The 12,979-nt window shown below is 68.9% G+C and carries 9 protein-coding genes; 2 read left to right on the forward strand and 7 right to left on the reverse strand.

All coding sequences use genetic code 11. The features are described from left to right. Positions 1-16 precede the first annotated feature (16 nt). Positions 17-2,662, reverse strand: a complete 2,646-nt coding sequence (gene acnB, locus CJZ80_RS06375; protein ID WP_233132869.1) for a bifunctional aconitate hydratase 2/2-methylisocitrate dehydratase — start codon at positions 2,660-2,662, stop codon at positions 17-19. A gap of 139 nt (positions 2,663-2,801) precedes the next feature. Here acnB and CJZ80_RS06380 point away from each other — a divergent pair, with 139 nt between their 5' ends. Then, positions 2,802-3,890 carry a 3-deoxy-7-phosphoheptulonate synthase gene (locus tag CJZ80_RS06380; RefSeq protein WP_094511234.1) on the forward strand — a complete coding sequence of 363 codons (1,089 nt, stop codon included), beginning with the start codon at positions 2,802-2,804 and terminating at the stop codon, positions 3,888-3,890. Between the two features lie 159 nt (positions 3,891-4,049). Then, on the forward strand, positions 4,050-4,364 hold the full coding sequence (locus CJZ80_RS06385; RefSeq protein WP_315855867.1) for a hypothetical protein: 315 nt from the start codon (positions 4,050-4,052) through the stop codon (positions 4,362-4,364). Here the strand turns inward: CJZ80_RS06385 and CJZ80_RS06390 are convergent. The 6 genes from CJZ80_RS06390 to arsS form a co-directional block, all read right to left on the reverse strand. Beyond that, positions 4,355-5,056, reverse strand: a complete 702-nt coding sequence (locus CJZ80_RS06390; protein ID WP_233132885.1) for a dolichol kinase — start codon at positions 5,054-5,056, stop codon at positions 4,355-4,357. The genes CJZ80_RS06385 and CJZ80_RS06390 overlap by 10 nt on opposite strands. Positions 5,057-5,067: 11 nt before the next feature. Next, positions 5,068-6,045, reverse strand: coding sequence for an RpoD/SigA family RNA polymerase sigma factor (locus tag CJZ80_RS06395; RefSeq protein WP_094511236.1), 978 nt, complete (start codon positions 6,043-6,045; stop codon positions 5,068-5,070). A gap of 219 nt (positions 6,046-6,264) precedes the next feature. Then, on the reverse strand, positions 6,265-8,409 hold the full coding sequence (ppk1, locus tag CJZ80_RS06400) for a polyphosphate kinase 1 (protein WP_094511237.1): 2,145 nt from the start codon (positions 8,407-8,409) through the stop codon (positions 6,265-6,267). Between the two features lie 52 nt (positions 8,410-8,461). Beyond that, entirely contained in the window at positions 8,462-9,709 is a 1,248-nt protein-coding gene (locus CJZ80_RS06405; protein WP_094511238.1) for an MFS transporter, read from the reverse strand. Between the two features lie 43 nt (positions 9,710-9,752). Further along, the gene (locus CJZ80_RS06410; RefSeq protein WP_094511239.1) at positions 9,753-11,975 is read right to left on the reverse strand and encodes an FAD-dependent oxidoreductase; all 2,223 of its coding nucleotides are present in this window, start codon (positions 11,973-11,975) and stop codon (positions 9,753-9,755) included. Then, positions 11,972-12,970 (reverse strand): arsenosugar biosynthesis radical SAM (seleno)protein ArsS, encoded by a 999-nt coding sequence (gene arsS, locus CJZ80_RS06415; RefSeq protein WP_198948258.1) that lies wholly within the window; start codon positions 12,968-12,970, stop codon positions 11,972-11,974. Before arsS ends, CJZ80_RS06410 begins: the two co-directional genes overlap by 4 nt. Positions 12,971-12,979: the final 9 nt, after the last annotated feature.

Below are 12,979 nucleotides of genomic sequence, written 5' to 3' on the forward strand. Positions count from 1 at the left end.
CCGGGCCTGCCAGCGCTCAGACCCCCGCCAGCACCTTCTCCTCCTCCTCCACGCTCACCACGCGGCCGGCGTCACTGAAGCCGTCGATCTGGTCGAAATTGAGGTAGCGGTAGAGCTGGTCGGAGAGGGGATCGATCTTGGCCGCCGCGATCTCCAGGTATTCGGCTGGCGTGGGAATGCGGCCCAGCAGCGCACACACGGCCGCCAGTTCGGCGCTGCCCAGATACACCTGGGCGCCATTGCCGAGGCGGTTGTTGAAGTTGCGCGTGCTGGTGGAGAACACCGTGGTGTTGTCTTCCACCCGGGCCTGGTTGCCCATGCACAGCGAGCAGCCCGGCAGCTCCATGCGGGCGCCGGCGGTTTCGAACTTGGCGGTGTAACCCTCGGCGCGCAGCACCTCATCGTCCATGCGGGTGGGGGGGCACACCCACAGGCGGGCGGCGCTGGTGCCGGCCCCATCCAGCACCGTGGCGGCGGCGCGGTAGTGGCCGATGTTGGTCATGCAGGAGCCGATGAACACCTCATCGATCCGGTCGCCCGCCACCTCGCTCAGCAGCTTGACGTTGTCGGGATCGTTCGGGCAGGCCAGCACCGGTTCGGTGAGTTCATCGAGGTTGATCTCGATCACTTCGGCGTACTCGGCGTCGGCATCGGCGCTCAGCAGCTGCGGAGCCGCCAGCCACGCCTCCATCGCCTGGATGCGACGGGCCATGGTGCGGGCATCGCTGTAGCCCCTGGCGATCATGTTCTTGAGCAGCGCCACGTTGCTGCGCAGGTATTCCGCCACCGTCTCTTCCGAGAGCTTGATCGTGCAGCCGGCACAGGAGCGTTCGGCGGAGGCGTCCGTCAACTCAAACGCCTGCTCGAGCTTCAGATCCGGCAGCCCTTCGATTTCAAGGATGCGGCCGGAGAACACGTTTTTCTTGCCCGCCTTCGCCACCGTGAGCAGACCCTTCTGGATCGCCACCCACGGGATCACGTTCACCACATCGCGCAGGGTCACGCCCGGCTGCAGCGAACCGCTGAAGCGCACCAGCACCGATTCGGGCATGTCGAGGGGCATGGCGCCGATCGCGGCGGCGAAGGCCACCAGGCCCGAGCCGGCCGGGAAGGAGATGCCGAGCGGGAAGCGGGTGTGGCTGTCACCGCCGGTGCCCACCGTGTCGGGCAGGAGCATGCGGTTGAGCCAGCTGTGGATGATGCCGTCGCCGGGGCGCAGCGCCACGCCGCCGCGGGAGCTGATGAAATCGGGCAGTTCGGCGTGGGTCTTGAGATCCACCGGCTTCGGGTAGGCGGCGGTGTGGCAGAAGCTCTGCAGCACCAGGTCGGAGGAGAAGCCCAGGCAGGCCAGTTCCTTCATCTCGTCGCGGGTCATCGGCCCGGTGGTGTCCTGCGAGCCCACGGTGGTCATCAGCGGTTCGCAGCTGGTGCCGGGCCGCACCCCGGCCAGGCCGCAGGCCCGGCCCACCATCTTCTGGGCCAGGGTGAAGCCCTTGCCGGTGTCGGTGGGGGCCACCGGACGGATGAACAGGTCGGAGGCGGGCAGGCCCAGGCGGGCGCGCACCTTGTCGGTCAGGGAGCGGCCGATCAGCAGCGGGATGCGGCCGCCGGCGCGCACCTCATCGGTGATCGTGCTGGGCTTGAGCTCGAAGCGGGCCACGATCTCGCCGGCGCCGGCTTCACCCGCTGCGCGCTCGATCGTGCCGTCGTAGGGGCGGATCGTGATCACATCGCCGGTGTTCAGCGCCGCCACATCGCATTCGATCGGCAGGGCGCCGGAATCCTCGGCCGTGTTGAAGAAGATCGGCGCGATCTTGCCGCCCAGGATCACACCGCCGGAGCGCTTGTTGGGCACATGGGGAATGTCGGTGCCGGTGTGCCACAGCACCGAGTTGATCGCTGATTTGCGCGAGCTGCCGGTGCCCACCACATCGCCCACGTAGGCCACCGGATGGCCTTTCGCCTTGAGAGCAGTGATCTGCTCGAGGCCGCCGGGTTGGCGCGTCTCCAGCATCGCCTGGGCGTGCAGGGGAATGTCGGGGCGGGTGGTGGCGTGGGTGGCCGGCGAGAGGTCGTCGGTGTTGGTTTCCCCCTCCACCTTGAACACCGTCACGGTGATCGCCTCCGCCAGCGGCGCCTTCTTGGTGAACCAGGCGGCCTCGGCCCAGCTCTCCACCACCTGCTTGGCCCACGGGTTGGTCTCCGCCAGCTCCAGCACGTCGTTGAAGGCGTCGTAGACGAGCAGGGTGCCGCTCAGCCCCGTGGCGGCCTCGGCGGCGATCGCCGCATCGGCGTGGCTCAGCAGCGTGATCAGCGCCCCCACGTTGTAGCCGCCGATCATCGTGGCCAGCAGGCGGGTGGCCGCGATCGGATCCACCAGCGGACTGGTGGCCAGCCCCTGGGCCACGGCGCTCAGCCAGCCCGCCTTGACGTAGGCCGCCTCATCCACCCCCGGTGGGATCCGTTCGCTCAGCAGATCCAGCAGGAACGCCTCCTCGCCGGCGGGCGGCTGCTCCAGCAACTCGGTGAGGGCCTGGGCCTGGGGGGCCGAGAGCGGCAGCGGCGGCACGCCGAGGGCCTCACGCTCCGCAGCGGCAGTGCGGTAAGCGGCCAGCAGATCGGCGGCGGCGATGGGGGACGAAGCCATAGGAGAAGGGGTCATCCCTTGAACGTACGGGAGGCTTCCATTCTTTGCGGCCGCCGGACCGCCAACGGTGGCATCGGCTGCAGAACGGTGGCGGTAAGGGGGCGTGACAGCCGGCTTCTAGGGTGGGTCTTCGAGCGCCCCTCCGCCTGCCGCCATGATCCCCACCTCCGACCTCCATGTGGTGGAGACCCGGCCGCTGGTGGCGCCGGCGGTGCTGCACCGGGAGCTGCCCCTCGGCGAAGCGGCGGCGGCGGTGGTGGCCGGCGCCCGCGAGCGCATCAAGGCGATCCTGCACGGCCGTGATTCGCGCCTGCTGGTGATCGTGGGGCCCTGCTCCGTCCACGACGTGACAGCCGCCCAGGAGTACGCCGCTGCCATCGCCCGGGTGCGGGCCGAGCACCTCGATCAGCTGGAGATCGTGATGCGGGTGTACTTCGAGAAGCCGCGCACCACCGTGGGATGGAAGGGGCTGATCAACGATCCCCACCTCGACAGCAGCTACGACATCAACACCGGCCTGCGCTTGGCGCGCGGCCTGCTGCTCCATCTCGCCGAGCTCGGCCTTCCCGCTGCCACCGAACTGCTCGATCCGGTGGTGCCCCAGTACATCGCCGATCTGATCAGCTGGACGGCGATCGGCGCCCGCACCACCGAAAGCCAGACGCACCGCGAGATGGCTTCGGGCCTGTCGATGCCGATCGGCTTCAAGAACGGCACCGACGGCAGCGTCATGACGGCGATCAACGCCATGGAGGCGGCCGCCCGTCCGCACCATTTCCTCGGCATCAGCCGCCAGGGCCATGCGGCGATCGTGTCCACCACCGGCAACCCCGATGGCCACCTGGTGCTGCGCGGCGGCAAGGGCGGCACCAACTACCACCCGGAAGCGGTGGCAGCGGCGGCGGCCTCGCTGGCCAAGGCCGGCTTGCCGGCGCGGCTGATGGTGGACTGCAGCCACGGCAACTCCAACAAGGACTACCGCCTGCAGGGCCAGGTGCTGGCTCAGGTGGGTGAGCAGCTGCGCCAGGCCGCCTGCCCGGTGATGGGCGTGATGATCGAAAGCCACCTGGTGGCGGGCAATCAGAAGATCCCGGCGGATCTCTCCCAGCTCACCTACGGCCAGAGCATCACCGATGCCTGCATCGACCTGGACACCACCCGCGAGGTGCTCGCCGGCCTGGCCGAAGCGGTGAAGGAGGCTCAGCGCCAGGCGCCCACCGGCGAGGTGCTGGCAGCGGTCTGACCACCTGATTGTGTAGCTGGCACTCTCTAATCGTGAGTGCCAGATTGATGCTCTGCAACGAACTGTTCAGCTGGAACAGTCGCTGGAGTGAATCTCCCTAATTTGCCTTCACCACGTTGCAGGGAAGGCGGTATGTCTTATCTATTGCAATTCTGCGGATTGTCAGAGCCGCTGCAGATGTTCTATCTGGAGCAGACATCTTCCGCCGCCGGCCACAGCGGCCCCGTCTTCGCCGGCTTCCGCCCCTTTCAGCTCGACGACCTGCTCGGTTGGGCCCTGGCCTCCTCGCAGCAGCGGGGCTGGGATCCTGAAGGCATCCAGCGCACCGTGCTGAACGTGTGGATGGAGCGCGCCGAGGTGATCCGTCAGTGGCAGCTGCGGCTGCGGGAAGAGCCCAGCGACCGGCTGATCGTGGCGGGCCTGGGCACCCGCGACGACTGGCGCCACCGCTGCGAGCGCATGCTTCAGGCCTGAGCGCCGAGCAACCTCCAGAGCAGGCCCACCGCCACCGGCACGGCCAGGTTGTCGATGCCCAGCAAGGCGAACTGCTCCAGCAGCATCGCCGCCGCCGCGATCGCCACCAGCGCCGGCAGCGACGGGCCCAGCCCGCCGCCCGCCTGCAGGGCCAGCCGCAGGGCCGCCAGCACCGCCAGGCTCACCAGCCCCATCGCGCTAGTGCCCAGCAGTGATTTGCGCTGGCCGGCGATCGTCCAGCTCGGCGACGCGATCGACGCCCCCAGCAGGCCCGCCAACCCATCGCCGCAGGCCATCACCAGCACCCCGGCCGCCACCGCATCACTGCGCTGCGGCCAGAACAGGGCCAGCAAGGTGGTGATGGCGGCGCCGTAGGCCACGGTGCCGTAGCTGGCGCGGCCCACGTCCTCCACCGCCGGCAGCAGGCGGAAGCGGTGGTTCAGCGCCGCCGCCACGGTGACCGCCGCCGCCGCCGGCAGGGCGATCCAGCGCTCGATTCCCAGCCCCCAGGCGATCAGCACCACAGGTCCGGTGCCGATGTGCAGCACCTTGCGGCTCCACTCCGCCCGTTGCGGCCAGCGCGCCCGGGTCTGCAACGCCAGCAGCACCACCAGCGCCAGCCACAACAGAACGGCGGCAACCCCGAGGGCCTGCCGCCATTCCTCGCCCAGCCCCTCCCACCAGAGCGGCAGCGCCAAGGGCCTCAGGCGGCCTGCTGGAAGTTGCTCATCAGCCGCAGCTTCATGATCGCCTTGGCCTCCAGCTGGCGCACCCGTTCGCGCGACACATTGATCGCGCGGCCGATCTCGGCGAGCGTGAGCGGCTCGGAGCCCTCCAGGCCGAAACGCAGCTTGAGGATCTTCTGCTCCCGCTCATTGAGCTGGGAGAGCCAGGCGCCCAGGTGCTCCTTCTGCAGGCTGCGGTCCATGTGGTCCATGGGCTCGTGGCTGGCCGGATCGGCGATCAGCTCACCCAGGGTGCTGCGGTCTTCCTCGCCGCGGGCGTGGGCGTCGAGGGAGGCACAGGGAGCGCTCTGGGCGATCAGCTCCTCCAGCTCGCGGGGCTCCATGCCCATGGCATGGGCCAGCTCCAGCCGGTTGGGCTGGCGGCCGAAGCGGTGCGACAGCTCGCGGGTGATGCGCCGCATCTTCGAGAGCTTCTCGGAGATGTGGATCGGCAGCCGGATCGTGCGGGCGCTGTTGTCGATCGCCCGGGTCATGCCCTGGCGGATCCACCAATAGGCATAGGTGGAGAACTTGTAGCCCATGGCCGGATCGAACTTGTCGACGGCGCGCTCCAGCCCGATCGCCCCTTCCTGCACCAGATCGAGCAGCTCGAGGCCCTGGTTCTGGTACTTCTTGGCGACGCTCACCACCAGCCGCAGGTTGGCGGCCATCATGCGGTCGCGGGCACGGGTGCCCATGCGGATCTGGTGCCGCTGCCGCACGGTGAGACTCTCGGGAGGCAATTCGAGCAGGCGTTTCATCCCCTGCACGTGATGCGCCAGTTCAATCTCTTCAGCCGCCGTAAGAAGTGGTACACGGCCGATGTTGCTGAGATACCAGCCGATCGAATCGACGCTCAAGCGCCCACTGGACCGCTGTTGACCCACCCGCGGCGGTGGCTTGATGCCGCCGCCCGCAGCCGAAGCTGCAGATGTGGATCGCGGAGGTGTCCCCATCACCCCGGCCTCCTGCTAGTTGTGGCCGGAACATAGCAGAGGCATACCGATGAAAGGGTAATGAATCGGTTACTTTCGCCACAAATAAGTCGTCACATCTTTGTTTCTCAATTATTCGCGCGCGGCGTGCCTGTTGTGGTGGCCTGTGTTTCGCCACGTTGAGCGGCGGCCGCCCGCCAGGGGCAGCGGCCGCCGCTGTGCGCAGACCCTGATCCGGGCTCAGGCGTTTGCTGAGGGTTGCAGCGAAGTGCGCCAGCCGTTGATCAGATCCAGCTGGGCGCAATGCTCCTCCCCTTCCGCCTGCCGTTGGATGAAGGTGCCGTCGGGTTGCATGTCCCAGGCGGCGACATTGTCATTGAGATACGTATCGAGCAGCCGATCCAGCACTAAGTGCTGGGCCGGATCCTTGATCGGTGCCACCGCTTCCACCCGCCGATCCAGGTTGCGGGGCATCCAGTCGGCGCTGCCGAAATACATTTCCGGTTCGCCGCCATTGCCGAAGCGGAACAGGCGGGAGTGCTCCAGGAAGCGCCCGATCACGCTCACCACCTTGATGTTGTCGCTCACGCCGGGCACGCCCGGCCGCAGGCTGCACATGCCCCGGATCACCAGCTCAACAGTGACCCCGGCCTGGGAGGCCGCATAGAGCAGGGCGATGATCGGCGGATCCACCAGCGAATTCATTTTTGCCCGGATCGAGCCGCCCAGGCCGGCGCGGGCATGGTCGATCTCACGCTGAATCAGCCCCTCCATGCCCTTGCGCAGCGTGACCGGCGCCACCAGCAGGCGGCGGAAGCTCTGCTGCTTGGAGAAGCCGGTGAGGTAGTTGAACAACTCCACCAGATCCTTGCCCAGGTCCTCGTTCGCCGAGAGCAGGCCGATGTCGGTGTAGAGGCTGGAGGTTTTGGAGTTGTAGTTGCCGGTGCCGATGTGCACGTAGCTGCGCAACCGCTCCTTCTCCTTGCGCACCACCAGCATGATCTTGGTGTGGGTCTTGAGGCCGAGCACCCCGTACACCACATGGACTCCGGAGCGCTCCAGCTGGCGGGCCCACTGGATGTTGTTGTCCTCGTCGAAGCGAGCCTTCAGCTCCACCAGCGCCATCACCTGCTTGCCGTTCTCGGCCGCCCGGATCAGCGCCGAAATGATCGGCGAATTCTTGGAGGTGCGGTAGAGGGTCATCTTGATCGCCATGACCGAGGGGTCATCGGCGGCCTGGTTGATGAATTCCTCCACCGAGGTGGCGAACAGGTCGTAAGGGTGGTGCAGCAGCACGTCGTTGCGGCGCAGCACCGCGAAGATGCTCTGGAAGTCTTCGGCCTTGAGTGAGCCATCCTCCAGGCGGCTCTTCTGGGTGCGTGCCAGGGCCACGTTGGTGCGGCCGATGTGCGGTTTGTCCTTGAGCTGGGGCAGGGGAATGGCCAGCAGGCTCATCAGGTCGTCGAGGCCCAGGGGGCCATTGATCCGGTAGAGGTCTTCCGGTTCCACATCGGTGGCTTCCACCAGCTGCTCCACCACTTCCTCGGGCATCTCATCGGCCACCTCCAGGCGCACCACCTCGCCGCCCCGCCGCCGCTTGCGCAGGCCTTCCTGCAGCGCCTCCATCAGATCGTCCGCCTCCAGATCCCGCAGTTCCAGGTCGGCGTCGCGGGTGATGCGGAAGAAGTAGTGCCCCTCGATCGTCATGCCGGGGAACAGCAGTTGCAGGTTGAAGGCCACCACCTGCTCGAGCGGCACGGCGCAGTACACCACGTCCTTGGCGTTGCGGCCGCTGAGCTCGGTGGGGATTTCCACGAAGCGCGGCAGGTTCTTCTGCGGCACCTTCACCCGGGCGAACTGCTGCTGGCCGGTGTCCGGATCGCGGATCAACGCCGCCACGTTCAGGCTCAGGTTGCTCATGAACGGAAACGGGTGCGCCGGATCCACCGCCAGCGGGGTGAGCACCGGAAAGATCGCCGTCTTGAAGTAGTCGTCGGCCCACTGTTTCTGGGCCTTGTTGAGCCGCTGGTAGTCGAGCAGGTGCACGCCGTGCTCCGCCAGGCTGCGCTTCATGTGGCCGCGATAGTGCGCCTGCTGCTGTTCCAGCAGCGGCCGCAGCCGCTCATGAATCGCCTGCAGCTGCTGCTTCGGGGTGAGACCGTCGTCGCTGAGGGTGTCCACACCCGCCTCCAGCTGCGACTTCAGCGAGGCCACCCTCACCATGAAGAATTCATCGAGGTTATTGCTGAAAATGGCGCTGAATTTCGCCTGTTCGAGCAACGGCGTGCGGGGATCGAGTGCCTGGGCCAGCACCCGGCTGTTGAAGGCGATCCAGCTCAGCTCCCGGTTGATGTAGAGCTCCGGGGCCACCACTGGTTCACGCATCACCCACTGCCCTCAGGACCTGTGCCGGCACCAACGTAGCCAGCAACCTGCATCACTTCTGTACAGCGGTTGCTTGCCTTTGCGCCCCGGCTTGGGGTAACCCAAAGGCGATCAGCACCGCCACGCCCGCCAGCAGCACGATGCTCAACCAGAACGGGCTCTTTTCGCCGATCAGTTCATAGGCCACCCCCGCCAGCGGCGGGCCGATGAAGCTGCCCAGGCTCTGCAGGCCCTGCAGGCTGCCCAGGGCAGCGCCCTGGCCGCCGCTGTCGAGCCGCCGCGACACCAGGCTGCGCAGGCTGGGGGTGACCAGACCGGTGCCCGCCGCCAGCACCGCCACCGCGATGAACACCAGCGGCTGGGCGGTGGCGGGAGTGGCCAACGGCACCAGCAGCGTGCCGGCGATCACCATGCCCAGCCCCGCCATCGTGAGCCGCCATTCGCCGAACCGCTTCACCAGCGGTCCGATCAGGCCCCCCTGCACCAGCGTGGCCACCACGCCCACCACCAGGAAGGCCGCGGCCGACAGGCCCGGCCCCCAGCCGAACATCTCCTTGAAATAGAGCACCAGCACGGCGGTGAAGCCGTTGAAGGCCAGGAAGAACAGGAAGAAGGCCAGGCACAGGCGCCGCACCTGCGAGTTGCTGAACACCTTGCTCAGCTGGCTGAGCGGGTTGAGCTCGCGCTTGCGCGGCAGCGCCTGGCGTGCTTCCGGTGGATGGGTTTCCGGCAGGGCGGTGAGCACCAGCACCAGGTTCACCGCCGCCACGGCCACGGCCACCAGCAACGGCAGGGTGAGGCTGATCTCCGCCAGCAGCCCCCCCAGGGCAGGGCCGAGCATGAAGCCCACCCCGAAGGCCACGCCGATCAGGCCGAAGGCCTTGGCCCGCTTCTCCGGTGGGCTGATATCGGCCAGCACGGCACCGGCGGTGGCGGCCGTGCCGCCGCTCACGCCATCGATCAGCCGCGCCACGAACAGCAGCGGCAGCGGCCAGGCACTGCCCGCCGGCCAGGGCACCGCCAGCGTGAGCGCAAAACCGCCCAGGCCGAGCACCGAGCCGGCCACACAGCCGGCGATCACGGGCCGCCGCCCGAAGCGGTCGCTGAGGGCGCCGATCAGCGGCGTGAACAGGAACTGGGCCAGGGCGTAACTGCCCGCCAGCAGCCCCAGCGTGCGGCCATCGCTGGTGAAGCTGGCCAGCAGAAAGGGCAGCAGCGGAAACACGATGCTCTCGCCCAGCCTGTCGTTCAGCAGGGTGAGAAAGACGCAGAAGCGGGTGGAAGGGCGCGGCCAACCCATGGCATCAACGCGCGGCAGTGCCCATACCTTCCCATGGGAGCCCTTAGCCGCGGCGCCAGCTGTGGAAGCGTTGCAGCAGCGCCAGGGTGCGCTGGGGGGCGTGGGCCCGTTTCCAGACCCCGGCGGCGTACTTGCTGGCTTCCGAGAAGGTGGGGTAGGCGTGGATGGTGGAGAGGATGCGGCCGAGGCCGAGCCGCCAGCGCATCGCCAGCACGAATTCCGCCAGCAGTTCGCCGGCCTGCTCCGCCACGATCGTCACCCCCAGGATCCTGTCGCTGCCGGGCGGGGTGAGCACCTTAACGAAGCCGGTTTCGGCGCTTTCCACGATCGCCCGATCCAGCTCCTGCAATGGAAAGCGGGTGATCTCCACCGCCACCCCCTGCCGGGCGGCCTCCGCTTCATTCAGCCCCACCCCGGCCACTTCCGGATCGGTGAAGGTGGCGCGCGGAATCACCCGCCCATCGACTTGAAAGCGGCGGAACGGGGCGAACAGGGCGTTGACACTGGCGTACCAGGCCTGGTGGGCCGCGGTGTGGGTGAACTGCCAGGGGCCGGCCACATCGCCGGCGGCGTAGATGTTCGGGAAGAGGGTCTGCAGCGCGCCGTTGGTGTCGATCGTGCGGCCAGTGGGAATGCCCAGCTCCTCCAGGCCATAGCCGCTCAGCCGCGCCTGCCGGCCGATGGCGCAGAGCACCTCATCGCACAGCCGTTCGCTGTGCACGGGCGCCTCGGCAGGGCCGGTGCTGATCAGCACCACCTTCGCTCCGCCGTCAGCCTGCCCGCCGTCAGCGTCTTGTGGCCGCCGCTCGAAGCCCCGCACCGTGCAGCCGGTGAGCACCTCCACCCCGTCGGCTTCCAGGGCCTGGAGCACCAGCGCGGCAGCGTCGGGGTCTTCGCGGCTGAGCAGCTGCGGGCCCCGCTGCAGCAGGGTGACCCGGGCGCCCAGGCGGGCCAGAGCCTGGGCCAGTTCACAACCCACCGGTCCGCCCCCCATCACCACCAGGCGCGGCGACGCCAGTGGGCAGTTGCGCAGGGCCTGCCAGAGGGTTTCGCTGGTGAGCAGACCCACTGCGTCGGCGCCCGGCAGATCCGGCAGCACCGGGCTGGCGCCGGTGGCCAGCACGATCGCCGGCGCCGTGAGCCGCTGCTCCTCGCTGCCGTCACCCTTGCGGATCGCCACGGTCCAGGGGTCGATCAGGCGGCCATGGCCGCGCAGCACCTCCACCCCCAGCCCTTCGTAGCGCTCGGCGCTGTCGTGGGGGGCCACCGCCGCCACCTTGGCGAACACCCGCTCCAGCACCTGCGGCAGCGACACGCTGGGGTTGTGGGGGGTGAGGCCGTAGCGATCCGCCCGGCGCATGCGCGCCGCCTGACGGGCCGTGGCGATCAGGGCCTTGCTGGGCACGCAGCCGGTGTTGAGGCAGTCGCCGCCCATGCGATCGGCTTCGATCAGGGTGACTTTCGCCTTCACGGCGGCGGCGATGTAAGCCGTGACCAACCCCGCCGCGCCGGCGCCGATCACGATCAGGTTGCGATCGAAGCGGGCCGGCCGCCTCCAGGGGCGGTAGAGCCTCCAGCGCTTCCAGCCCTCCAGCGCCAGCCGCGCCAGCCAGGGGAAGGCCCCCAGCAGCACCAGCGACAGCAGCAGCGGCGGCGTGAGGATCCCCTCGAGGCCGCGCAGCTGCGCCAGCTGGGTGCCGGCATTCACGTAGACGAGGGTGCCGGGCAGCATGCCGATCTGGCTGGCGAGATAAAAGGAGCGGACGGGCAGCGGCGTGAGCCCCATCACCAGGTTCACCAGCACAAAGGGAACCACGGGCACCAGCCGCAGGCTGAGCAGGTAGAGCACCCCGTCGCGGCGCAGGCCCGCCTCGATCGGCGCCAGCCGCGCGCCGAAACGCTGCTGCACCGGCTGGCGCAGCAGGGTGCGGGCCAGCAGGAAGGCGATGGTGGCGCCGGCGCTGGAGGCGAACGACACCAGCAGGGTGCCGAGCCCCAGCCCGAACACCGCCCCTCCGGCCAGGGTCAGCACGGCGGCGCCGGGCAGGGAGAGCCCGGTGATCAGCACATAGGCGAGGGCGTAGGCGGCGGCGGCGCTGAGCGGGGCCTGCTGGCGCCAGACCAGCAGGCCGGTGCGGGCGTCACGCAGGCCCTCGACGCTGAGCACCTGGGGCAGGTCCAGCAGGAAGAACAGCGCCACCAGCACAGCCAGCGCCAGCAGCAGCAGCCAGCGCCAGGCGCCGCCCGCAGCGGCGGTGCGCGTCAAGCCGCCAGCGCCCCGCCGCAGCTGGAGCCGCTGCCGGCGGTGCAGCCGAAGCAGTGGTCGGCCACCTGGATCGGATCGCCGCTGGGGTCACGCCGCAGCAGGTCACGCAGGTGGGGGCGACCGGCGGGATCCGCCGGGCCGGCCGGATCGCCCGCGAGCCTCAGGCCCAGCTGCTGGTTGAAATCACAGTCGTAGAGGTGGCCCTGCCAGTCGACGCTGATCAACCGGCGGCACATCACCTGCTCCAGGTTGGCGTCGCGATGGCTGCGGCGCAGCAGCTCCAGGTAGCCCTCCAGCTGCCCCTGGGCGCTCAGCACCGCCGCGAACCGCTGCACCGGCATGTTCGCCAGGGCATAGAGGCGGTTGAACACCACGCCGTGGTCGGCCGCCAGCACGCGCCGGTAGTCGGCCTCCAGCGGCTCCTGCTCCGGCGGCAGCACCGGCCCCTGGGGGTTGAACACCAGGTTCAGCTCCAGGTCCGTGCCCGGCTGGCCGTAGCCGAGGGCATTGAGCTGGCGCAGGCCGTCGATGCTGCGCCGGAACACGCCGGAGCCCCGCTGGCGCTCCACGTTGTCCTGCAGGTAGCAAGGCAGTGATGCCACCACCGTGACCCCCTCGGCGGCCAGAAAGGCGGCCAGATCCTCCTGGCCCGGCTCCTGCAGGATCGTCAGGTTGCAGCGGTCGATCACCTCCACCCCTAGGGCGCGGGCGCGGCGCACCAAGTCCCGGAACTGGGGGTGCAGCTCTGGTGCGCCGCCGGTGAGATCGAGGCAACGCACGGCGCGGGCCGCCAGCACCGGCGGAATCAGCGCCAGGGTGTCCGCCGTCATGCTTTCGGTGCGGCTGGGCCCGGCGTTCACATGGCAGTGCACGCAGGCCTGGTTGCAGCGGTAGGTGAGGTTCACCTGCAGGGTGTCGAGCCCCTGGCGGTGCAGCGCCGGGAAGGCGGTGGCGGCCATGGCGGGCCGGATCGGGCTGGGGGACGGGGCGGACATCGCGCGGCT

Source organism: Synechococcus sp. MW101C3, from assembly GCF_002252635.1.
Taxonomy (GTDB): domain Bacteria; phylum Cyanobacteriota; class Cyanobacteriia; order PCC-6307; family Cyanobiaceae; genus MW101C3.